The organism is Bradyrhizobium sp. (assembly GCF_019244115.1).
In the GTDB taxonomy this organism is placed as follows: domain Bacteria; phylum Pseudomonadota; class Alphaproteobacteria; order Rhizobiales; family Xanthobacteraceae; genus Bradyrhizobium.
Genome location: NZ_JAFATE010000039.1, coordinates 1 through 21,685, shown reverse-complemented (window position 1 = coordinate 21,685; position 21,685 = coordinate 1). Strand labels below are relative to the sequence as shown.

The following is a 21,685-nucleotide window of genomic DNA, read 5'->3' as shown; positions in this document are numbered from 1 at the left end:
GCTTTTAGGACGCCGCGATTGCGGGGACGTGCACGCGACTCTATCGTTGCGAGCGGAACCGACGGCCAGACGAACGCTCAAACAAGGCGGAAAAGCGATGTCCTCCTCACGCATGGTAGCCGCGAACGGCATTGAGCTGTTCCTCAGGGAACAAGGAGAAGGTCCGCTCGTCGTGCTGTGCCACGGCTGGCCCGAACTGTCTTATTCCTGGCGGCACCAGATCGGCGCGATCGCGGACGCCGGCTTTCACGTCGTTGCGCCTGACATGCGCGGCTTCGGCCGCTCCAGCGCGCCGGCCGAGGCGGCTGCCTACTCCATCTTCGATACCGTCGGCGACATCGTGGCGCTGGTCGCGGCACTCGGCGAAACCCAGGCCGTCATTGTCGGACATGATTGGGGCGCACCGGTTGCCTGGCATGCCGCGCTGTTCCGCCCTGACATCTTCACGGGCGTCGCCGGCCTCAGCGTGCCGCCGCCGTTTCGCGGCCGCGGCCGGCCCCTCGATATGCTCCGCGAGGCCGGCATCACGAATTTTTATTGGCAATACTTTCAGACACAGGGCGTCGCGGAAGCCGAGTTCGAACGCGACGTGGCCTTGACCGTCCGGTCGGTCCTGGCCGGCCGCCGACGCGCCGATCCCGCGGCGGCGATGTTCGTTCAGGATGGCAAGGGGCTGCTGGACAATTTCAGCATCGACCAGCCGCTTCCAGGCTGGCTCGGGGAGGACGAACTGGCCGTCTTCGTTGAGGCCTACAAGGCCACCGGCTTTCGAGGCGGGCTCAACTGGTACCGCAATATCGATCGAAACTGGGAGCTGACCGCGCCATGGCAGGACGCGCAGATCCGCCAGCCGTCCCTGTTCATCGCGGGCTCCAGGGATCCCGTCATTACCGGCCTGATTGGCGCCAAGCGCGTCAATGAGCTGGAGCGCGTGCTGCCGAACTTGAAGCGGAAGCTGATCATCGACGGCGCCGGCCATTGGATCCAGCAGGAGCGGCCCGATGAGGTCAATGCGGCGCTGATCTCATTCATCCGGGATGCCGTGGCCGCGCGCTGACCGCGTCATCGATCAAGCCGCAAAAGCCGAGGCGATCATCCCTCCTAATACAGCCCCCTCGCGCTGAAAACCCCGTTCGACCCGCGCGAACCGGAGGGTGTCTCGGCCGCCTCGGAATCGGTCGGCGGGGCATAGCGCGGGTCATTCTCGTAGGAGACCGCGCGCGGATTGTCCGGCATCCGCACCGCCGGCCGCGTCCGCCGCGAGGCCGACATCTCCGAGGTCGACATGGAGGCCATGGCACCGGCGGTGTTGCCGAGATCATAGGGCCGGCCCTCCGGCATCGGAATCCCGCCGCGGATGGCTCCGCGGCTGGACGCGGCCACCTCGGGAACGAACGGCCGCGCGGAGGCCACCCGGACCAGCGACGGGGCCGGCGCCGGCGCGCCGGTGCGCAGCGTCGCCATCAGCTGGCGGTCATCGGAGCCCTCGAGCGGCGCCCGGCCGACATATTCGACCCGAACCCGGGCGACGCCGACGGACTTGAACTCGAGCAGCTCGGCGGCCTTGTTGGAGACGTCGATGAGGCGGTTGTTGGCATAGGGGCCGCGGTCATTGACCCGCACGATCAGGGACTTGCCGTTGGTAAGATTGGTGACCCGCGCGTAACAGGGCATCGGCAGGGTCGGATGGGCCGCGGTCAGCGCCGCCATGTCGAAAACCTCGCCATTGGCGGTCAGCCGGCCATGGAAATCATCGCCGTACCAGGATGCCAGCCCGTCCTGCCTGTAGTTCGTGTCCTCCTCGGGGACATAGACCTTGCCGGCGACCATATAGGGCTTGCCGATCCGATAGGTGCCGCCGCCCTTCGGAACGGGTTCACCGAACTCCACGACCCTGGGGCTGGAGGAGACCCCGTATTTCGGGTCGACCTGGCCAGCGAATTTGCCCGATGACGCGCAATTGGCCACAAACAGGCACGCGGCGACGGCCGCAACGCCGCGCGCGACCCGGACCACGGAATCTGGCTGCCGAATCCCCATTGAACCCAAACTAGCATTCCCCCGGCCCCGCCGCCTCTCTCGCGCGAGCACCGGCAGCCGGACACAGCCCACCCATGCGGCCGGCGCGGCACGATAACGCAAGGAGAACGCGGCGGAAATGGGGATGCCTGTTTCGTGGTTAACCAATACTTGTGAAGATGGGTCCAGGCGTTCCCGGATTGACACACCTGTTGCCGGAAAACATCTGTCGCGCCCGATCTCGGTTTTGGGGAAGAAATCATTTTGACTGTGTAGGGGTCCACGTCGTTTGGTTGCGTTGCGCGGGGGTGCAAAGGACCACTGAAATGATCGACGCGGTAACAGCACTGATGGGTTTGATGGGCGCCGGGATCTTCCTGGCTCATGTATTTGAGGGCGTTCGCTCCTGGCACTAGTCCTCTGAAAAGAGGGCTACGCCAACCATGTCTTAAGGTTCTTTTCCGAACATGTTGACCTAAGTCGGATAAGCACGGAGACAGTAAGATGCTCAATCAAGACCTCGTCTCGGACGGCTTTCTTGCCCTGACGGCGGCAGGAATCTTCCTGCTCTGGTCCAGCCTGATCGCCTACGCCTTCGCCTGAGACGGGCACCCGTCTGGTGGTCATCCAGACCGATGCTCGCATGACGTGCGCCTCCGGACGGTGATGTCGGCGGCAGGTCTCCTCCAAGGCTCGTCCCAGGCTCGACGCGAATCGCACCTCCTGGCCTTTTTTGTGGCTCCGAGCCATTATTCGCTTCCCAACCACGTTCTGGCAGGGCCGTCACCGCATGATGTCCAGCGGAAGCACGGGCGCCCGCACCGCGCTTGTGGTGTCGCTGGAGACGGACTTGCGCAGGCGGATTTCGATCCGGCGGCGCTGCTGCACATCTTCCGGAGATCCCCCAAGCGCGAGCGTTTCATCCGTGTTGACGAGCTGGGCGCCGGACAACGGGATGATCTTGTAGCGGTCGAGCAACGGGTTTTGGCGGAGCACGCTGACCACGGCGACCGCGCGCGCTAGCCCAAGTCCTGCATTGTCGGCCGGCGTCAGGCTCGCCACGCTGCTGTTGCTCTTCAGCACCGACGGCAGATCGCGGTCGAGATTGGACAGCTGGCGCATGCCGATCGGGCGCTCGTCGGTGTGGCCGACGACTTCGATCACGTCGACATCGTACTTTTGGATGTAGTCGAGGATCTCGAGCGGCGTCTTGTTCAGCAGCGTATCATGGAACGCCGTCGACAATTCCGCGCTCCTCGTCTTGAAGAAATAGCCGTCGGCCTCGCTCATGCGGATGATGGGCGGCCATTGGTGACCGCTGGTGCCCGATGCGATTGCCTGCCCGCGCGCGATCGCATCCAGGATCGCCTGCGTCGAGACCGGCGGCTGCCCGGGTTTTGCCATCGCCCGATTAATCGCAGCGACCGTGTCGGAATCGCGGATCGCCTTGTCGGCATTGATACTGTTGGCGCGGAGCTGGGTGACGGTGGCGATGCCCTCTTGAAGCTCTTTGACCGAGACGCCGCTCTGCTCGATCTCTTTCACGACGGTCCGGCTGTCGACCAGCTCGCGCCAATACTTGTCGATGGCCTTGATATCGCTGAGGCCCGACAGGTTTTGCAGCTTTTCGCCGAGCGCGGCATCCTGGCGCAATTCGGCCAGCACCTGGCGGGCCTGCGCATTATCGCGCTGCGCATGCTGCAGTTCCTGTTCGGCAACGACGCGCCTGCCCTCCTCCCGTTTCAAAAAGGTCGCCATGCCGATCAGCAGGCAGAACACCAGGAGGATCATGATCTCGGCCATGGTGAGGCCGAGCACCAGGCCCTGCCGGTATGACGATCGCTGCTGCAAGATGCGTCCATCCATGATTTGAACTCTCCCAACCGCCGTCGTTCGCCCCGCGAAAATTGTTCACCTCTCCCCGTTTGGGGAGAGGTCGAAATTCACGCGGCACGCGTGAATTTCGGGTGAGGGGGACTCTCCGCGAACTCAGTCCCTGGAGAGTCCCCCTCACCCCAACCCTGTCCCCGCAAGCGGGGAGAGCGAGCGCACCTCCGATGCTGCAGCATTCGCCGAACCTCATCATGCTCTATCGGTCCCGCCACATCGGGCGCACCAAAACCCTACCGTGCCCGCTCCGTAATACGCATGTCTTCCAGAAGCTGCGTGGCCATTGCGACTGCGCTCTGGGTCTGCTTCAGCGTCGTTTCGATCGTCCTCGCCTGCGCCTCGGTGCTCTTGCCGAACGCATTGACGGCCTGGGTCAGGTTCTGCAGCACCGGCGCGAGTTTGGTGTCGACGGCCTGCGCAGAATCCTGCAGCGATAACAGCCGCTGCACGAGCGCATCCATCGCCTTGACAATTCGCGCCGTGTTCCGCGTCAGCTGCTCGCCCTCCTGCACCAGCTGTTTTGACACTTCGAGCACGAGCACGGTTCGTTCGTTCAGCGCGACGAGCGTTGCTTCCGACCGCCGGGATGCCTCGTCAAAAGGCATTTCGGCACTCGCGGCAAAACCCTTGATCTCGGCAGCGAGCTGGTCGCGGGCCTTGCCGATGCTATCCTTGAGCTCCTCGAGCGCATCCCCGATCGATTGCTGGGTCATGCGGCGGAAATAGCCGAATTCCAGAATGGCGCTTTCGAGCTCCCGCCGCACCCGCCGCGACGCCTCGGCGAGTTCTAGCCGGGCGATCGCTTCGACCTCGACCGGATCGCGCCGCATCTGGTTGAAGAGAATGCGCAGGGTGATGCCTGCGATGGTCGAAGCAATGGCGATGCCAAAGTTCTGCACGATCTGCTCGGCCGAGCCCGCCGCCGAAAACTGATAGAGCGAAACCGCAAGGCTCGTCAGCGTGAACAGAAAACCCATGTAATAGAGATTGTCGCCGGCCTGGTCGTCGCGCAGCCGGAACAGCCGTGCGCCGAGCAGCACGCCGTAGGCAATCATGATCAGCACCGGAACCGCAGTGACGGCAAAGGCGCCGAAATCGTTCAGCTTGGAGATGATGATGTAGCCGCTGCCGAAAACCACCACGGCAAAGAACAACAGGCCATTGAGCAGGCCCGGCGGCAGCGCAAATCTCTCGTCGTTGGCGGTCACGCGACTTATGCTCCCTGGAGCCGCTTGGCCCCGCCAAACGTACCCCGGCTGTCCTCGATCCACGACTTCCAGAACTCGATGTGCCTTGGCCCGTCGACCAGCGGCTGCCCGTTGGTCTGCCGGGTCACGTAACGGATGATGACGGTCGCGCCATGCAAATCGGTCCGGTATTTCAGATAGGCTGATGACTGCTTGTAGCGCTGGAACGACAGATCGCCGGCGCGGGAATATTGGCTGTAGTCCCGGGTATGTTCAATCATGTCGGAAATGACGTAGAGCGTCTTGCGGGCACTTTGGCTGGCCGCGCTCGAAAACTGGTCGATCGCGATGTCCTGGATTGCGGCCATGATCGGCGAGCTGGTGGCCTTGGCGGCGGCGATGCTGTGCTTCACCGCCTCGACCGCCGGCTTGCGAAAATCCTCGATCCAGCGCAGCCGCGCGATGCGCGGATTGTCGGTCCATTCGCTTAAAGAGGCGCCGTCGCCTGGATTGCATTTCGAGAACAAGGAGCGGCTGCGTCCGCCCGCGATATCGAGCACCCTGATGTCGAGCCGGTAGAGCGGCGGCAGCGTCGTGATCAAATCGTCGAGCTCGCCCAGAACCTCGCGCCGCGTCGTCTCGGGAAGATCATCCGAGGTGTCGACCAGAACCACGGTGACGCCCTGCGGCCCATTCACCGGGCAAAGGCTTTGCGCGTCGAGCACGGGGCGCGCCGGCGTCGACAGATAGAAATAGGCGAGCGCCCCGCCGGACGTGATCGCAAGCAGCAGCAGCAGGATGCCGCCGAAACCCGCCCATCCGAGACCACCGTCCTTGCGCTGCCGCGGGCGCCGCCTAGCCACGTTTCTTCTCCGGCTTCTCCGGCAACAGCTCGTCGATTTCGCGATAGCTGCGCACCGCGCCATCGAAAGCTTCGTGGATGGCCTTGACCTGCTCCTTGAGCAGCTCCTGGGTCTCGGCGATCATCTTTTTCGGATTGTCACGCGCATCCGCATTCGGCGGCGCCGCCGCATAGGCGATGCGCTCCATGGTCAAAGCCTTGGCGAAGTAGTCGGGCGCCGGCGCCGTGCGGGCCTTCCGGTTGGCCTCGCGATAGATCTCGAGCAAAACGCGGCCGGCCTGCTCGATCTGATTCTGGTGCTGGGCGAAACGCTGCGCCAGGCGCTCCCTGCCTTGCAGCAGCGCATCATATTCGCTGCGGCGGACCGAGAGGTCGCGCGCCGCCTCGTTCATGGCTTCCGTCGCGTCCTCGCGGATATCGCGCAGGCGCTCGATCAGCTCGCTGCGCGCGTTGGCAAATTTTCGGGTCGCCTCGATCCAGCGCCGCTCCAGCCCGGCATAGCCGACATAGGGATCGGAAAACAGAAGGCCATCGGCCATCGCGATCAGGGAGAAGATCACGCCGATCGAGAAGAACACCCATGAGTTGATGTCGGTGAGTGCGTAGGGCGCCGTCATCAGCCGATGCAGCACCTCCTGACCCACATTGTCGGACAGGCTGACCGCCGGCGGAATCTCGCGCAGATGCGACAGGGTGAGATTGAGCACGACGGCGAAGGTGAGATAGGCCAGGAACGCGATGACGCCGACCAGCTTGAGAACATAGTTGCGGTGGTTGACCAGCCGCACCAGCACCATGCCGCACAGAAAACTGGCAATGATGTTGAGCGCGGCAAACGTCACCGCCTGGGCCGCGCCGCCGAGCAGGCCGCCGACATTCGCCTTGGCCAGAAAGCTGCCGTTGATCACGACCTCGATGACGAACAGGATGGCGAGCACGCCGATCTTCAGGATGATCTTTCCGGGGCTCGACAGGCGCGCCGGCCTGTCGATGCGATGGCGGGCGCGAAAGCGCTCACGCTCGGTCTCGGATTCGTTCAGCCTCCGCCGCAGCACGAACAGCTCGTCCCGGCCGACGGTGGCTTCCGCGCGAAAATCGCCGACCGCCTCGGGCGCGGCCTGCTGGATGGTCGCAAAGCGCTCCTCGAAACTCAGCGCCATGACGCGCTCGTCATAAGTATGGAGGTGGTCGAGATAGATGCCGTGGCTGTCCTGCTTGTGCTGCTCGATGCGCTCGACGATCTGCTGTTCGACCTCGTCGAGAGTTTTGGCGTCCGAGGCGGGACGATCCTGCGAGCCGCGCTCGGCGCCGCGTGCCGCAAGCTGCAGCTCCTCCGCGACGCGGTCGACGTTGAGGTCGAGAAAGACCGTGGTCGCCGGCCGGTAATGGTGCGTCGGCTGGTTCAGCAGCGCCCTGATACGCGCAATCGGCGACAAGCGGGTTCCAGGCGCACTCATGAGGATCTCGATATGGTCTCGGTCTGCGATCGAAGCCAGGGCAGCCGGCCCGCGGCCTCCTCGCTACAACCGGCACATGCCCGGAAACGGCTGTTTTACAAAGCGTTTTTTGCAGCTGTTCACGGAAACTTCAGCCTATGGCCCTGTCTCTATCGAGCCGTCGTCGAGGCTGCTCATGGAAGGGGCGCGGCCGGCTGTCCATGGCGAGAGAAAATCACAACATTCTGAAAAACGGAATAAAACTGTCTTTCGCGGCAAGCTGGGACGGAGGAAACGCCGTTGACACGGTTCACGAAATTCGATCTTGGCGCATGCGATGTGCGGTAACGGATCAGGTCAAAAGACACAGGTGCATTGACCCACCGGGCCCGGACTTGCGAATCACCGGCTCGGCTCGCAAGCTGTGTGCGCGGCCAAGCCCCGGGAGTGATCACCAGGGCTTGGCGTCATGTCTGTTAGCCGCCCCAGTTCGGGAAACGGTTGTCATACGGTGACGGCTGGTCGGAATACGGGGCCGGCTGGTAGACGCGCGGCGTCTCCTCCGGGGCGTAGGCATAGCCCGGCACGGTATCCACGATCACACCCTGGCTGGAATGGACCGCGGCGTGACGCCGGTGGTGATGCGTCGTTGCCGCGTTGGCAGCGACCGACAGCGAGAGCAGAAGGCCCAACGAAAGGCCCGAGGCCAAAATGGTGCGCATGATATTTTCTCCCTTCGATGCGACGCGGGTTCAGTTAAGAAGAAGATCAGGCCGTCCCAACGGGCCGCGCCTTCACGATCGCTCACATCGGCGGGATTGCGAATGTCGCGATCGGCGCGGCAGCGTGATCGACCGCCGCGATTCGTCCGCTCACGATGGACGTGGAGGTTTGGTCACCTCGTCCGATTCGTCGGCAGAGCAGCCGTCACATGCAGCCGCTCGCATCGCGATGATGGCAGTGGTCGTGACGGCACACTCCCGAGAAAACAGCTGCGTCTCGCGATAATTCCTCTCAGCGCCTTTTTGTCTTGATAAGTTAGGTGATTCGCTCGGCTCACCATGGCGCTGACAAAGCGTTGCGCGCTAAGCCGGTCGGCGTGGAGCAAATCAGGATTCGACGATCATTTCGAAAAACTCGGCGCGACGGCGCGCTTGCAACGCGCCGCCGCACCTGACCACCGTCACCGACAGGACCGGTTCCAATGGCTGAAGACACTACTGCCTCCGTTATTCCTCTCCATCAAGTCCCGCCGAAGAAGAAGGCCAGGACAAGTGCCCAGCGTGGCAAGCCTCGCCAGCCGCGCAAACCGCGCAAGCCAAAGGCCGCTGCCCCGCCCCCGGATGACGACGCGCCCGCGTCCGAAACGCTGATACCGACAGAGTTCTTGCCGACCGATCTGGTTGCTGCCGAACCCATCGTCGCGCCGCCTCAGCCGGCCATGGTGCAGGCGCTCGAACCGATCTCCAAGCCCTCCCGGCCCTCGCCGCGGCGCCAATTATTCGCGCCGGTCCTGCTGTCGATCGCGGCCCTCGCGCTCGCCGGCGTCGGCATCACCATGAATGGCTGGTTTGCGCGCTCGCTCGGATCGAGCGACGTGGCGGGTTGGCTGTTTCTGGCGGTCGGCGTTGCCGCTGACGTGGTCGCCCTGGTCATGCCGGCCTGTGCAGCCGGGCTCTGGCACGCGGGACATCGGGCCACGGCGCTGGTCGGCTGGGCGGTATGGGTGATGACCTTCGTGTTCGCGCTGACAGCAGGGATCGGGTTTGCGAGCACCAATATCAGCGACACCACGCTGGCGCGCGGCTCACGCACGACCCCGGCGGTGGCGGTCGCGCAGGCTGCCCTGGGCGATGCCATGGCCGCGCGCGACCGGGAGTGCAAGGGCGGCGTCGGAAAATTCTGCCGGGAGCGCGAGGCGGCGGTCGCCGAGCGGCGGCAGGCGGTTGATACGGCCATGCATACGGTCGAGCAGACCGCCGATCCTCAGACCGACGCGGCGATCCGCGTCGTCGCCTGGGTCAGCCGCGGCGTGCTGCAGCCGACCAGCAATGATTTTGCGATGCTGCGCCTGGTGCTGCTGGCGCTCTTGCCGCAGATCGGCGGCATTCTGCTGCTGGTCGGACGGCGCGCGTGACCGTTTTGGAGGCTTGCGGCGGGCGAGAGTTTCCCGTTCCGATTGAATCGAAACGAAACGAAAAAGGCCCCGGCAATCGCCTGACATCTTCAATACGAAAGCAATTCGCCAGTAAGGATCGATCAAATTCAGCCTGCGATGGCGTCCTCTTCTTAAGGCGGCAACGGTATGACCTTGCCATGGGGAGCAAGGGATGCCGCTGGAAAACATTGCGCAGGCCGAAGGGTTCGTCTTCGTCGCGCTGGTGACGCTGACGGTCGTTGCCATCCTCGACCTCATCCTGCCACGCAGCAAGGGATGACCCGCAGAACCGGTGCCGGGGCCGCGCCAGGTCGCCGGCACTGGACTGTGCGCGTGGCTGAAGCGATCGCAGTCGATCCCGATGGCGATGGGGTGCGCGGATCGGAGATTGCAAGAAGGAACCAGTTACGGACACTCGCCAAATCGCGCGAGCGACGAACGGAGCGTCCAGTCTTCTCTTCGCGTCATGACTGCCGACGCCGCAGCACTGGCGCCAACAAGCACAGAATCATCAGATGAACCGCTATTTGTCGGCCGAAAGTTGCCATCACAAAGACGATGCGGGCTGACATCGAAGCTGCGGAAGAAGCCCGTGGTCATTGTCGGATCACCCGATGACGAAAGATTGGTCGCTCGCGGCCATCATGAGCGCAGCATCGTTGGCGAGTTGCACCCCTGACGTTCCCATGACTCAGTATGTGCCTCCTTCCGCGCCATCTCCGGCGACGGCACTTGCGGGAGCCCGCCAGGCCGCCGAAGAAGAAGCGTTGGTCGGCTTGATCGAGCGTTCCGAGGTCAGAGAAGCCGATCCACCACTCGGACCTGGACGTTACGTTCTCTGTGTGCGTGGCGCCAACAAGGTTTCCGCGATCCGCAGGACTTATGCGGTTTTCTTCGACAATGACGACTACAAGGGCGCGCGCATGTCGGTCATCCTCGATGGCTGCGAAAAGCAGGCGTTCGCTCCGATGCCTCCGGCCGAACCTGCCTCCGGTCCGATGACTGCCCAGGCTTCGAGCCGCCTCAGGCCGAGACAAGGTCGTTAGACGAATCGCGTCGGCCGCCGCACATGCGGTTGGGATCAACTTGCGACCACGTTCGCCTTGCGTTCGATCATGCCCTGCTATAAGCGATTGAAATTGCTAGCGAGGAAGGGTGGCCGAGTGGTTTAAGGCACCGGTCTTGAAAACCGGCGTGCCCGCAAGGGTACCGTGGGTTCGAATCCCACCCCTTCCGCCAGTAGCAACCGGTTACAAAACAATTCATGATGCTTTCGCCGCACTCGCAGCCGTGCTGAACCGAGCAGAGTGCGAGCACAAAATGGTCTGCGCTTTCGCGGTCTGACAGCGGACCATCAGAGGACTGCATGAAGGGCCCTGAACTCAAGCAGCTGCGCATCGATCTCGGTGAAGCGATCGACAGAAGCCTCACCACGGCCGATATGGCAAGGCTCTGTGGCCTGCCGCCCGGCGAGGGTGTTGCAACCATCCTCAAATGGGAGGTTCGCGGGCCGAGCGGACCGGCGGGCGAGCTGCTGCGGATCCTGGCGATGGCCAGCGACCGTCATCCCATCCTCGAAAGCTTCAATGTCTTTTATCGGTTCGACATCGACGAGAAGGACCGGCCGGCGCGGATGGCCGAGTTTCGCAGGATGATGCAGAAGGAAGTGCTTCGCCGCCTGGAATGATCCGGTCGCCGCGACCGCAGGGTCCGGACGTGAATGCCTTAGCAGCGGTGTCGACGCATCATCGCGGTTGTTCTGATAACGGCGCCCGGCTCGGGATGTTGGGCCTGCATCAGCATCCGCCAAAAAGGCCGCCTGGACTCGAGGTCCCCGCTATTAAGGGTATCGTCGAAGAACAGAGCGTGGCGGAGCTACCAGCTTGCGAAGTCGCGCCGGTCGAGCCCTGGTTTGTGCCGTTGGCATTGGAAGCGGCGCTTCGGGACGCGGTCGAGGACGAGCCGCCGGCACTCGTCGAAGCCGGGGCGCCGCTTGCAGATCCCGAAGAAATCACCGACGTCGGAACACTCAACGGGTCGAAACCGCAATTGGGTGCGCCCAAGACGAACGACCCGGTCGATGTTGAACAAAACCTGATCCCGCCGGGATTGCCTCCGGTCGCGCCCGGCAGGTTGCCGCCCGGGTTGGAGGACGAAAACGGGTTGGATGCGATGGGCGGAGCAGCGGTAACGGCAGCGCCTGTCGCCGCGTTGACTTGTGCCGAACTGACCTGAGCTTGCGCCGCCTCGGCTCCGGCAAGAAGCAAAGCCGCCAGGACGAGAATGCGTTCCATGGAGCTCTTTCCTCTGCAAGACCCACGATGTCGTTCGCTCGTCGCCGAGAGGCGACCTGCCGGGCAAAGCGATCATGATCGATCGGGTTCGTCTGCTGACCGACAGGCGAGGCGCGTGTCACCCGGATCCGGCGTCGGCCGCCCTCTGTCTCATCGACCGACGCGCGAAAACGCTGCGGCTGCCTCACGCGACATTAGGGACGATGGCCACAATGCGCCGGCTATGCTGGTCGACGATGACCATCTTGTCCTGAACGAGCAGATACTGATCGCCCCAATAGCCGTTCATCACTTGCGCGATCTCGGGCGGAAGATCCTGCAACTCGGCCTGCCGCGGCACGGACACGCCGATCATCAACTCGAAGTCTGCTTGTGTCGTCCGTGGCGGGTTCGCCTGATGCGAAATGATATCGTGCAGTTGCTGATGCTGCTGGGGATTGAGTTCCAGCGGGCCTGAGCTCTGCTTGATGGCACGCGCCCGGCCACCGGAGGCGTCCTCCTGGCCCGCGGGATCATTCTTGCCCACCTGGCTCTCGCCCGCCCTTTGAGCGGGCGTTATGCCGGATCCCACCGTGCCCACACTGGTGTCCGAACTTTTTGCCGGATTGGCCCCGCCCGGCGGCGTACCGACGGGGTTTGGCGTCAAGAGCGGCCACACGGTCACCCCCACCAGCAGCAGGATCGCAACGACGCCGCCGGCCACGAAAAGCTTTCGCGTTCCCTGGTCGAAGCGTGGGTCGGGTGCGGGCACGGCGATGGCATCTCCTGTCTTGGTGCGCCAACGATCGTGCCGGGCCGGGGTTCCTATCCGCTCAGAACTTCACCGGAATAAAATGATTGAGCGCCACCAGGATCACGAGCAGCACGACGCCCAGTCCAAAACTCCAGCCAATCAGCTTTTTCTCGATCGGCAGCAGCGGCTCGACCTCGCGTGCGCGCGCCTCTTCCTTCAGATCCGAAACCGACATCGATACGTCCGCTCCTATTTGCGCCCACTTTTCCGGATCATGCGCTAGCTCGCCAGCGGCGGCGTGATGCCGCCAAAAAACAGCCAGGAGATCAACAGGCCGACCCAGATCACGAAGCCGAACAGGCTGACCACATAGACGGCGGCGAGCTTGCCAAATCCGTCCTGCCAGAGCTTTCGGAAATCCGACAGCACGCCGATCGAGAAGAAGGTCAGGATGAAGAAGATCACCCGGAACACGTTGGCCTCGCCGGCTGCCGAGGGCAACGCCTTGGCGATGCCGGGCGTGGTGCCGGTGGCGAGAAACAGCGAGATGGCGAATACCAGCACGAAGCCGAGGATGAATTTCGGGAACCGCTCCCAGATTTCGGATGGTTTCGCGGTGTCGGCGCGGCGGTCGATGTGGTTGGTCCAGATGTAGCCGAGGATGAAGGCCCAGATGCCGATGAAGATGTCGATGAACACTTTTATGGTGGCGGTCGTCGCCAGGATCCAGCCCGGCTGATATTTGATGCCTTCGGCCGCGGCCTTCGCCATGATCAGCGATTCCGTGATGCCGCCGCCGGCGACCGCCGCGCCGTCGGTCTTCACGGCAAGACCGATCCAGGCGCCGGCGACCAGCGGCTCCTGCCACAGAAAGGTCTGCGCGAGAAACGGCAAAATGAGGATTTCGACCACGGCGAACACCACGACCAGCGACGACACCAGAACCGGCACCGCCGGCCGCGCGCGGATCGCGCCGCCGGTTGCGATCGCCGCCGCGACCCCGCAGATCGAGATGCCCGAGGCGAGCGGCACCGACCACTCGCGGCTGAAGCCGAACCATTTGCGGGCGACGAAATAGACCACCGACCAGTAGATCAGATAGGCTTCGACGATCGCGGCTGCGCCGCGCAGCAGGATCGCGGAGGCGAGATTGAGCCGGCCCGCGGCCGTTACCGCCACCGTGGCGCCGAGGATGACGATCGCGATCTTGATGTAGAGTTCTGGGCGGATCGCCTCCTTCAGCCACTCCGCAAGGCGCGGAAAGAAGTTCGCGATGACGAGCCCAGACGCCAGCGCGACGATGAAGCCGCCCTCGTTGGTCAGTTTCAGCGCCCAGGCGATGCCGAACTTCTGATATTCGGCCGGCGTGACCGCGGCGATATGGGCGTAGCTGCCGATGATCCAGCTCGCATAGGCAATTGCGAAGACCGCAGTGAAGGCAGCAGCGAACTTTTTGACGTCGGCGCCGAGCGCGACGACGCCGGCGCTCAGCACGACCAGCAGCGATACATAGGTGGCCAGCAGCGCACCGAGGCCGCCGATCGCGCCATAGACCTTGGCGATCGGCGCGAGCGCGGCCGTGATGTCGGTATAGACCGAGGTGGTCACCGCCCAGCCGAGGAGGTCGGTGCCGCTGAGGCTGAACAGCGCCAAGGCAAAGACCGCAACGCCGATGATGACGGCGAGCCAGTCCTCATTCAATCTTTCCTTCGATACGGCCTCACCGGCCGATGCCAATGCGATATCTGCCATCTGATGTCCCCAGCGTGCGGCGCCTCGAGGCGACGAACTTCGAGACGCCATGAAACCACGACGGACAAAACAGGCAATCTCACAGAATTCTTTTCTTTGCGCGGACGAGAGAACGAACCTGCTGACGCCCCGAAGAGACCGATGAAAGTTTCTCTCGAGGCAGCCAAGGCGCTGACGCCGGTCCGCCTTTGTGGCAGAACAGGACGCCCGTTCACGCCATGCGAGCCCCTTATGCCTGCGCCCAAACCGCCCGCGTTCGAAACCCTGAGCCTGCATGCGGGCCAGCATCCCGATCCCTCAACCGGTGCCCGCGCGGTGCCGATCTATCAGACGACCTCCTACGTCTTCCAGGATTCCGACCACGCCGCGGCGCTGTTCAACCTGGAGCGTGCCGGGCACATCTATACGCGCATTTCCAACCCGACCACTTCAGTGCTCGAAGAACGGCTGGCGGCGCTGGAGGGCGGCGTCGGCGCGATCGCGACCGCAAGCGGCATGGCCGCGATGCATCTTGCGATCGCAACGCTGCTTGGTGCCGGCGATCATATCGTCGCCTCCGCCTCGCTCTATGGCGGCACCATCAACCTGCTGGCGCACACTCTGCCCCGCTTCGGCGTCACCACGAGTTTCGTCAAGCCACGCGAGCTCGATGCGTTTCGCGCAGCGATCACGCCGAGGACGAAGCTTGTGATTGCCGAGACCATCGGCAATCCCGGGCTCGAAGTGCTCGACGTCCCCGAAGTCGCTCGCATCGCGCATGGCGCCGGCGTGCCGCTCCTGATCGACAACACCTTTGCAACGCCCTATCTGAGCCAGCCGATCGCGCTCGGCGCCGATATCGTCATGCACTCGGCGACCAAATGGCTCGGCGGCCATGGCATTGCGATCGGCGGCGCCATCATCGACGGCGGCCGCTTCGACTGGCGCGCGTCGGGCAAATTCCCGGTCCTGACCGAGCCCTATGCCGGCTATCACGGCATCGTCTTCGACGAGCAGTTCGGACCCGCGGCCTTCATCATGCGCGCCCGCACCGAGGGCCTGCGCGATTTCGGCGCCTGCCTGTCGCCGACCAATGCCTTCCAGCTCTTGCAGGGCATCGAGACGCTTCCCGTGCGCATGGAGCGCCACATGCAAAATACGTATGCGGTGCTCGACTTCCTGAAAGGCAACAAGGCGGTCGCGTGGGTGCTGCATCCCGCGCTGGAGGATCATCACGATCATCAGCTTGCCAAAAAGCTGCTGCCGCGCGGCGCCGGATCGATCGTCTCCTTCGGCATCAAGGGTGGACGTGCTGCGGGGCGCAAGTTCATCGAGGCGCTCAAGCTGATCAGCCACCTGGCCAATGTCGGCGACGCCAAGACGCTGGTGATCCATCCCGCGAGCACCACGCACCAGCAGATGGACGCGGCCCAGCTCGAGGCCGCCGGCATCGGCGAAGAGCTGGTGCGGCTGTCGGTCGGCATCGAGTCCGCACAGGACATCACGGACGATCTCGGACAGGCGCTGCGCGCCTCGCAAAAGGGCTGATCCATGAAGCTCACGATCAACGCGCACGAGGCGTTCGTTGCGACCGGCGGCCGCGATTTCGATCCAGCGCTGCCCGCCGTCGTGCTGCTGCACGGCGCCGGCTTCGATCGCACCACCTGGGCCCTGCACAGCCGCTGGTTCGCCCATCATGGTTTTGCGGTGCTGGCGCCGGACCTTCCCGGCCACGGCTGGTCGCCAGGCCCGGCTTTGCGCAGCATCGGCGAAATGGCGGACTGGACCATCGCCCTGCTCGACGCCGCGGGCGTGCCAAGGGCGCATCTGATCGGCCATTCCATGGGTTCGCTGATCGCGCTCGATGCGGCCGCACGCTATCCCGACCGCCTCACGGCGCTGAGCCTGATCGGAACCGCCGCGACCATGACCGTCGGCCCCGATCTGTTGAAAGCCGCCGAAGCGGATGGAGAGGCCGCGATCGACATGGTCTCGATCTGGGGGCTCGGCTTTCGCGCCGAGCTGGGCGGATGCCTCGCGCCCGGCCTGTGGATGCATGGCGGCGCGCAAAGGACGCTGCAGCGCTGCGCGCCCGGAGTGCTTTTTTCAGACCTCTCGGCCTGCAACGCCTACGCCGATGCGCTGTCCGCCGCCGCCAGCGTTAATGTTCCGACTACGCTCGTTCTCGGCGAAAGGGACATGATGACACCGGCGAAAGCCGGCAACGCGCTAGCGTCAGCGATCCCGCATGCCCGTACCGTCGTGCTGCCGGGCGCCGGTCACATGCTGATGACCGAGCGCCCCGACGAACTGCTGGCAGCGCTCACCGCCAAGGCCTGAACGCCGCTGACGGCTACCAGCCCCAAGCGAAGCTGCGGCGCCAGTAAGGTCGGTGGTACCAGCCGTAATGGCGGCGCCAAGCGGGTCGCACGACGGTGACGGCCGGTACGGCGGCGTAGCTGTAGGTATAGGCCGGGTAGCCGTAACCGTACCCATAGGCCGGATAGCCGGTGTCGTAATAATAGGGATCGTAGCCACCCCAATAAGGGGCCGTGACGGCAGCACCGATCGCTGCACCTGCGAGGGCCGCACCGAGGCCCCAACCCCATCCGCCGCCATGCCAGCCGCGGCCCCATCCGCCGCCGTGCCAACCGCCGCCCCATCCGCCGAACCGCGCCTGCACCACGTCGGTCGACGTCGCCTGGGGCTTGGCCGCCGCGGACATTGGAGTAAGGGGTGCGGCGTTTGCGGGTGCACCGAGCGCGACCGCACCGGCCATTAGAAGCGCTGCAACAACTTTACTTTGATCCATGAGCTTACTCTCCATTAGTAAACACCAGAACATCACTTCCAACCTGGAGAGCTGTCATTCGTTGCATTCTTCCGCGCTCGGCTATCGCAGCCGCGCACGCCCGCCACCGGCATCGGCCCTCACGAGCGCCTGCGCCGCGCGCTCGGCTTCGCGGACCGTACGGAAGACGCGGCCTTCGAGACTGTCGAATGCGCGTTCGGACGAAAAGAAGCTGAAGCCGCGCTTGTCGCGGGTGACGATCCCCGCGGCGCGATCCTGGATTTCGATGATATAGGCGTTGGACATGACTGTTCGTTCGCCGCAAACGCGGCGCTCCCATCTGATCTCGATGCAGGGCTTGATTGAATTGGCGATGCGCTCGATCAGCAACAGGGGCCGGTGGCCGCGGAGAAACAGCGATATACGGCGTGCCTGTGCACATCTGCCGCAACCTGCCTGTTCGTTCTCATCCGCGGGGTCCCTCCGACGCGTGCCCGGCTCAACTATCGAATGCCGGTTTCGTTCCGTCAATGAAATGGCCGTGCAAAGTTGTCGCGGGGAACAGGCGGTTCGTTTTGCGTTGCAATGGCGATGAAAAACGAAGTGATTGCGGGATGCCGCCGCCGATCCTGCATTGGGGCCTAGCCAAGGAATCTGCGACGTCGTATCGCAAGTGCAACAGACGTGCACCGCTGCTTCGCAGGATTTTTCGATGAAGCCTCTTCCAGTCTCAGGCTCCGCGTGCCAAGGCGGCGCCGCATGGCCGCGCGTCACGCCAGAGGCCCTGCGTCATGCCTGGCGGAGCGGCGCGGAGGTCGCGCTGCTCGATGTCCGTGAGGAAGGTGCGTTTGCGCAGGCCCATCCTTTCTTCGCGGTGTCGCTGCCGCTCTCGCAGATCGAGCTGCGTAGCCTCGACCTCGTCCCGCGCCTGACGGCGCCTGTTGTCGTCTACGACGATGGCGAAGGTCTTGCGACACGCGCGGCGGCCCGCATGACCGCGCTCGGCTACTCCGACGTCGCGATCCTCGACGGCGGGCTGGCCGCCTATGCCCGCGTCGGCGAAGTGTTTCGCGACGTCAACGTCCCGAGCAAGGCGTTCGGCGAACTGGTCGAGGCGATCCGCCACACGCCTTCGGTCTCCGCCAGCGAAGCCAAGTCGCTGATCGAGAACGAACGCGACCTCGTGGTGCTCGACGCGCGGCGTTTCGAGGAATATCGCACGATGAGCATTCCGCGCGGCGTCAGCGTGCCGGGCGGCGAGCTTGCCCTGCGCGCCCGCGACATCGCGCCGTCAGCGGCGACCACCATCATCGTCAACTGCGCCGGCCGGACGCGCAGCATCATCGGCGCGCAGTCACTGATCAACGCCGGCTTGCCCAACCGGATTTTTGCGCTGCGCAATGGCACGATCGGCTGGACGCTCGCGGGCTTTGCGGTCGAGCGCGGCCGCACGGACCGCTTTCTGCGCAAGGACATCGTCGATCCTTCAGTGCTGGCCGACGCAGAGGCCTGGGCCACGCGCACCGGCGTCGCCCTGCTCGACCGTGAAACCTATCATCGCTTTTGCTGGGAGGTGGATCAGCGCACGCTGTACCGGCTCGATGTCCGCACGCCGGAGGAGTACGAGGCCGGACACGGCGATGGATTCGTCTCCGCCCCCGGCGGCCAGCTGGTGCAGGCGACGGACGAATGGGTCGCGGTGCGCGGCGCGCGCCTCGTGCTGTTCGACGATGACGGCGTGCGGGCGCGGATGGCCGCGTCCTGGCTGAAGCAGATGGGCTGGGATGCCGCCGTGGTCGGACCTGACGTGGTCGACCCCGTCGAAACAGGCCATCGCGCCTCGCGGCGCCCGGACCTTCCCGACCCCGGCACGGCGGTCCTCGACGCTGCCACTCTCGCGGCCGACCGCGAGGCTTGGACCGTCGTCGACCTCGGGCGCAGCCCGGCCTATCTCGCCGGCCACATCCCGGGCGCCCACTTTGTGCTGGCCTCACGTTTCGCGGGCGACCTGGCACGGCTGCCAGGAGAGGGCCCGATCGTGCTGACGAGCCGGGATGGTGCCGAGGCGCTGTTCGCCCTCGGCGACGCCAAGGCGGCGACGCGCCGCGAGGTCCGCGTCCTCGAGGGCGGAACGCGCGCCTGGGCCGCGGCCGGCCTTGCACTGGAGGTCGATGGTCATTCGCTGATCTCCGGGGCCGACGATGTCTACAAGCGCCCCTACGAGGGGACGGACAATGCGGCGGCCGCGATGCAGGCCTATATCGACTGGGAGCTGCATCTGGTGGCGCAGCTCGCCAATGACTCCATTTGCAATTTTCACGTGGTCTAGGCGCCGGTCCGATCTCGATCCCGCGGTGATTGACGCGGGCATCGCGCCTAAGCTGGGGACAAGGCGGCTGTGATCCGAATGGCCCATTGCGCGCCAGCGCAAGTTGCAGAAGATATTACCTTTCAGAACACGTGTGGGTGCGGGGGCACGACATGCGTCATCAGGACCTTGGATTCGACTATGCCCGCTACAAACGCCTGCTGGCGGAAGCGGTCGACGAGCCGAAACGGCTGGCTTTGATTGAGTTGCTGATCGAGGAGCGCGCGATGGACCGCCTGGCGGCCCAGCGTGCCGCCGAGCGCGAGGCGTTGACCGCGATGACGGTGGCCAGGGTCGTGGCCGGCTCGCGGCGCTGAACGCATCCTTTGACCTGCGGCCGAGAAAAAAACGGCGGCCGCCGAGATGGGGCCGCCGCTTCGATCCAATTCAGGGATAGCTGCCGTTAGGGCTTACGCATGCACAGCCCGATGGCTGGCGTCGATGGGCACTTGGCGCCGTCAGCCGCCCCGCCGCTCGGGCAGAACACCGACACCAGCGTCTCATTCGTCTCGCAGCTCAACGCATCGTAGGATTGAACGAGGCGAATATTGGAGCCGCCGCCGTCGCCCCTGTCGCCCTTTTCGCCGCGGTCGCCCTGCTCGCCCCTGTCGCCCTTATCTCCCTTGTCACCCTTATCGCCCTTATCTCCCCTGTCCCCCTTGTCGCCTTTCGCGCCGGCCACCCCCTGCGGTCCTGCTGGCCCGGGGGGCCCGGCGGCGCCTTGTGCGCCCGCCGGGCCCGGGGGTCCCTGCTCACCTTTCGGACCGGGATCGCGGCTGCACGCCGCCAGTACGATCGAAATCCCCAGAACGAGTACTGGAAAGAGTCTCATGGCCTCCCCTCTCAACCAAGTTTCTACGCAGACACGACGCTAAACCAGCGAGCGCCGGTCCGTCACCTGCTATCGGTGCAGCGAAAGCGCATGCACGCTCACGGCAGCGGCTGCTCCATTCCCTGGGGATCGACAGGTCGCAAACATCTTCCTGCCCGCGGACGGGATTTGCTGCACGCATGACGTGTCCTTCCTGCGTAACGATAGCCAGACGCAAACCATGGTCTCTCACCGCCTGAAGGTCATCATCGACCGAAAGCGCGCGCTATCGCGACGCCTACAATAATACCTCCACGCTACTCGCGCGTTACAAGTGCTCGTCAATCTCTTGGGCCTAAAGCTTATGAGCCGCTGGGGGCGGAGCAACGGAGTGATTACCCATGACTACGATTTCACTCGTTTCGGCCTACCGGACGGTCACCACCCGCGACCGATCGCTCACGGCGATCGCGCTGTTTTGCTGTTGCGGCTTGATCGTTTCGTTCGGCTTGCTGACCTACGGGGTCAATCTCGCACCTGACTGGGTCTGACGAGGCATTGGATTGTGCGAATTTATCCAAGGCCGGTCCGCTCAGCCTTTGAGCGGCCGGCTTTTCGTCCGGTCATGACAGGCTGAAGGTCGATGCCACACCGACATTCTTCAATCAACGGAATGCGGGTGAAGGGCGCAATCTGCTTCGAGGAGCTTGAGGCAAGGCTTGCACGGCTCAGGGAGCGCTGAGCGGGCGAGCCGGCGCGCAAACGATTGAACCAGCCTGACGTGCCGAAGCAGCGCGAAGCACCGGCAGCGCTCATCCGCTGCGCAGGAAGCAGCCGGCCGAGCGCCGCGACTGCCGCCCTAAGGTTGCATGAGGGCTTCGCGACAAGGCCCTGACCCGGCCATCACCATGGCGGGAATCGGCCAGCCTTTTTTCAACATTGTGTGGCGATCTAGAGAGCCGCGCCGCTGCGGCAGGATAGCCGGGTGCCGCGCCTTCCCACCTACCCCAGGGCACGTGTGCCCGGCTATTCGTGGGCCGCAACAACCAGCCGACATTGCGCATCACAGCGGCGGATAGACAGGGTCGGACGACCGAAAGCCGCAGCCAAACGCCTGTCGCCGCCAAACAGTGACCGTGCAGCAAGCCGCTCGCGGCGAAATCGCGGCCGTGAGCCGAGGTCCTAGTCCAGCCCGCGCTCGTGGCTGAGGCGCACCATCTCCTCGATAAAAATCTCCTTCTGCTTGTCGTCGAGGCTTGCAAACAGCGGCTCGGCCGCGTCGGCGACATTGCGCTGGTCGGCGGCGCGATCGATCAAGAATTGCGCCTCGTTGCGCATCTGCTCGATGATGTCGTCGGGCGGATCGCGCTTGGCGCGGGCGAGGCGCAGATTGAGGCGCTCGGCG

General features: G+C 64.3%; 22 protein-coding genes, 1 tRNA gene and 1 pseudogene. 11 read left to right on the top strand and 13 right to left on the bottom strand.

Annotated elements, in window-relative coordinates; translation table 11 throughout:
* Nucleotides 1–97: 97 nt before the first annotated feature.
* A complete protein-coding gene (locus tag JOZ76_RS01975) occupies nt 98–1,057 on the top strand; it encodes an alpha/beta fold hydrolase (RefSeq protein ID WP_291696953.1) in 960 nt (319 codons plus the stop codon).
* Between the two features lie 44 nt (nt 1,058–1,101).
* Here the strand turns inward: JOZ76_RS01975 and JOZ76_RS01970 are convergent, their stop codons facing one another.
* The 6 genes from JOZ76_RS01970 to JOZ76_RS01945 form a co-directional block, all read right to left on the bottom strand.
* Nucleotides 1,102–2,040 (bottom strand): septal ring lytic transglycosylase RlpA family protein, encoded by a 939-nt coding sequence (locus JOZ76_RS01970; protein ID WP_291696952.1) that lies wholly within the window; start codon nt 2,038–2,040, stop codon nt 1,102–1,104.
* Between the two features lie 762 nt (nt 2,041–2,802).
* On the bottom strand, nt 2,803–3,885 hold the full coding sequence (locus JOZ76_RS01965; protein ID WP_291696951.1) for an OmpA family protein: 1,083 nt from the start codon (nt 3,883–3,885) through the stop codon (nt 2,803–2,805).
* Between the two features lie 257 nt (nt 3,886–4,142).
* A complete protein-coding gene (locus JOZ76_RS01960) occupies nt 4,143–5,117 on the bottom strand; it encodes a hypothetical protein (protein ID WP_291696950.1) in 975 nt (324 codons plus the stop codon).
* Nucleotides 5,118–5,122: 5 nt separating this feature from the next.
* Nucleotides 5,123–5,959 carry a hypothetical protein gene (locus tag JOZ76_RS01955; RefSeq protein WP_291696949.1) on the bottom strand — a complete coding sequence of 279 codons (837 nt, stop codon included), beginning with the start codon at nt 5,957–5,959 and terminating at the stop codon, nt 5,123–5,125.
* Nucleotides 5,952–7,415, bottom strand: a complete 1,464-nt coding sequence (locus JOZ76_RS01950) for a hypothetical protein (RefSeq protein WP_291696948.1) — start codon at nt 7,413–7,415, stop codon at nt 5,952–5,954. Before JOZ76_RS01950 ends, JOZ76_RS01955 begins: the two co-directional genes overlap by 8 nt.
* 455 nt (nt 7,416–7,870) lie before the next feature.
* The gene (locus JOZ76_RS01945) at nt 7,871–8,116 is read right to left on the bottom strand and encodes a hypothetical protein (protein WP_291696947.1); all 246 of its coding nucleotides are present in this window, start codon (nt 8,114–8,116) and stop codon (nt 7,871–7,873) included.
* Nucleotides 8,117–8,781: 665 nt separating this feature from the next.
* Between JOZ76_RS01945 and JOZ76_RS01940 the strand changes: the two genes are divergently transcribed.
* The 5 genes from JOZ76_RS01940 to JOZ76_RS01920 all read left to right on the top strand — a co-directional run bounded on the left by JOZ76_RS01940 (nt 8,782) and on the right by JOZ76_RS01920 (nt 11,787).
* On the top strand, nt 8,782–9,531 hold the full coding sequence (locus JOZ76_RS01940; protein ID WP_291696946.1) for a hypothetical protein: 750 nt from the start codon (nt 8,782–8,784) through the stop codon (nt 9,529–9,531).
* 707 nt (nt 9,532–10,238) lie between these two features.
* Nucleotides 10,239–10,598 (top strand): hypothetical protein, encoded by a 360-nt coding sequence (locus JOZ76_RS01935; protein ID WP_291696945.1) that lies wholly within the window; start codon nt 10,239–10,241, stop codon nt 10,596–10,598.
* Nucleotides 10,599–10,701: 103 nt separating this feature from the next.
* Nucleotides 10,702–10,791: transfer RNA gene (locus tag JOZ76_RS01930), tRNA-Ser, on the top strand.
* A 127-nt stretch (nt 10,792–10,918) separates the two neighbouring features.
* On the top strand, nt 10,919–11,239 hold the full coding sequence (locus JOZ76_RS01925; protein ID WP_291696944.1) for a hypothetical protein: 321 nt from the start codon (nt 10,919–10,921) through the stop codon (nt 11,237–11,239).
* A 29-nt stretch (nt 11,240–11,268) separates the two neighbouring features.
* Nucleotides 11,269–11,787, top strand: coding sequence for a hypothetical protein (locus JOZ76_RS01920; protein WP_291696943.1), 519 nt, complete (start codon nt 11,269–11,271; stop codon nt 11,785–11,787).
* 243 nt (nt 11,788–12,030) lie between these two features.
* Here JOZ76_RS01920 and JOZ76_RS01915 read toward each other — a convergent pair whose 3' ends face one another.
* From JOZ76_RS01915 to JOZ76_RS01905, 3 genes are all read right to left on the bottom strand, one after another.
* Nucleotides 12,031–12,549 carry a DUF1236 domain-containing protein gene (locus JOZ76_RS01915; protein WP_291696942.1) on the bottom strand — a complete coding sequence of 173 codons (519 nt, stop codon included), beginning with the start codon at nt 12,547–12,549 and terminating at the stop codon, nt 12,031–12,033.
* 109 nt (nt 12,550–12,658) lie between these two features.
* Nucleotides 12,659–12,814, bottom strand: coding sequence for a hypothetical protein (locus tag JOZ76_RS01910; RefSeq protein WP_291696941.1), 156 nt, complete (start codon nt 12,812–12,814; stop codon nt 12,659–12,661).
* A gap of 44 nt (nt 12,815–12,858) precedes the next feature.
* Nucleotides 12,859–14,331 (bottom strand): putative sulfate exporter family transporter, encoded by a 1,473-nt coding sequence (locus JOZ76_RS01905; protein ID WP_291696940.1) that lies wholly within the window; start codon nt 14,329–14,331, stop codon nt 12,859–12,861.
* A 231-nt stretch (nt 14,332–14,562) separates the two neighbouring features.
* On the opposite strand from JOZ76_RS01905, the gene JOZ76_RS01900 reads away from it, so the two are divergent.
* Both JOZ76_RS01900 and JOZ76_RS01895 read left to right on the top strand, forming a co-directional pair.
* On the top strand, nt 14,563–15,858 hold the full coding sequence (locus JOZ76_RS01900; RefSeq protein WP_291696939.1) for an O-acetylhomoserine aminocarboxypropyltransferase: 1,296 nt from the start codon (nt 14,563–14,565) through the stop codon (nt 15,856–15,858).
* A gap of 3 nt (nt 15,859–15,861) precedes the next feature.
* Nucleotides 15,862–16,650, top strand: coding sequence for an alpha/beta fold hydrolase (locus JOZ76_RS01895; RefSeq protein WP_291696938.1), 789 nt, complete (start codon nt 15,862–15,864; stop codon nt 16,648–16,650).
* Between the two features lie 13 nt (nt 16,651–16,663).
* On the opposite strand, the gene JOZ76_RS01890 is transcribed toward JOZ76_RS01895, so the two are convergent.
* Both JOZ76_RS01890 and JOZ76_RS01885 read right to left on the bottom strand, forming a co-directional pair.
* A complete protein-coding gene (locus JOZ76_RS01890) occupies nt 16,664–17,122 on the bottom strand; it encodes a hypothetical protein (RefSeq protein WP_291696937.1) in 459 nt (152 codons plus the stop codon).
* Nucleotides 17,123–17,203: 81 nt separating this feature from the next.
* Nucleotides 17,204–17,407 (bottom strand): hypothetical protein, encoded by a 204-nt coding sequence (locus JOZ76_RS01885; protein WP_291696936.1) that lies wholly within the window; start codon nt 17,405–17,407, stop codon nt 17,204–17,206.
* Between the two features lie 406 nt (nt 17,408–17,813).
* Between JOZ76_RS01885 and JOZ76_RS01880 the strand changes: the two genes are divergently transcribed.
* Entirely contained in the window at nt 17,814–19,430 is a 1,617-nt protein-coding gene (locus JOZ76_RS01880; protein WP_291696935.1) for a rhodanese-like domain-containing protein, read from the top strand.
* Nucleotides 19,431–19,582: 152 nt separating this feature from the next.
* Nucleotides 19,583–19,786, top strand: coding sequence for a hypothetical protein (locus JOZ76_RS01875; RefSeq protein ID WP_291696934.1), 204 nt, complete (start codon nt 19,583–19,585; stop codon nt 19,784–19,786).
* An 86-nt stretch (nt 19,787–19,872) separates the two neighbouring features.
* Here the strand turns inward: JOZ76_RS01875 and JOZ76_RS01870 are convergent, their stop codons facing one another.
* On the bottom strand, nt 19,873–20,301 hold the full coding sequence (locus tag JOZ76_RS01870; protein WP_291696933.1) for a hypothetical protein: 429 nt from the start codon (nt 20,299–20,301) through the stop codon (nt 19,873–19,875).
* 380 nt (nt 20,302–20,681) lie between these two features.
* On the opposite strand from JOZ76_RS01870, the gene JOZ76_RS01865 reads away from it, so the two are divergent.
* The gene (locus JOZ76_RS01865) at nt 20,682–20,831 is read left to right on the top strand and encodes a hypothetical protein (protein ID WP_291696932.1); all 150 of its coding nucleotides are present in this window, start codon (nt 20,682–20,684) and stop codon (nt 20,829–20,831) included.
* A gap of 631 nt (nt 20,832–21,462) precedes the next feature.
* Here JOZ76_RS01865 and JOZ76_RS01860 read toward each other — a convergent pair.
* Nucleotides 21,463–21,685: pseudogene (locus JOZ76_RS01860) on the bottom strand (Spy/CpxP family protein refolding chaperone); the annotation flags it as partial.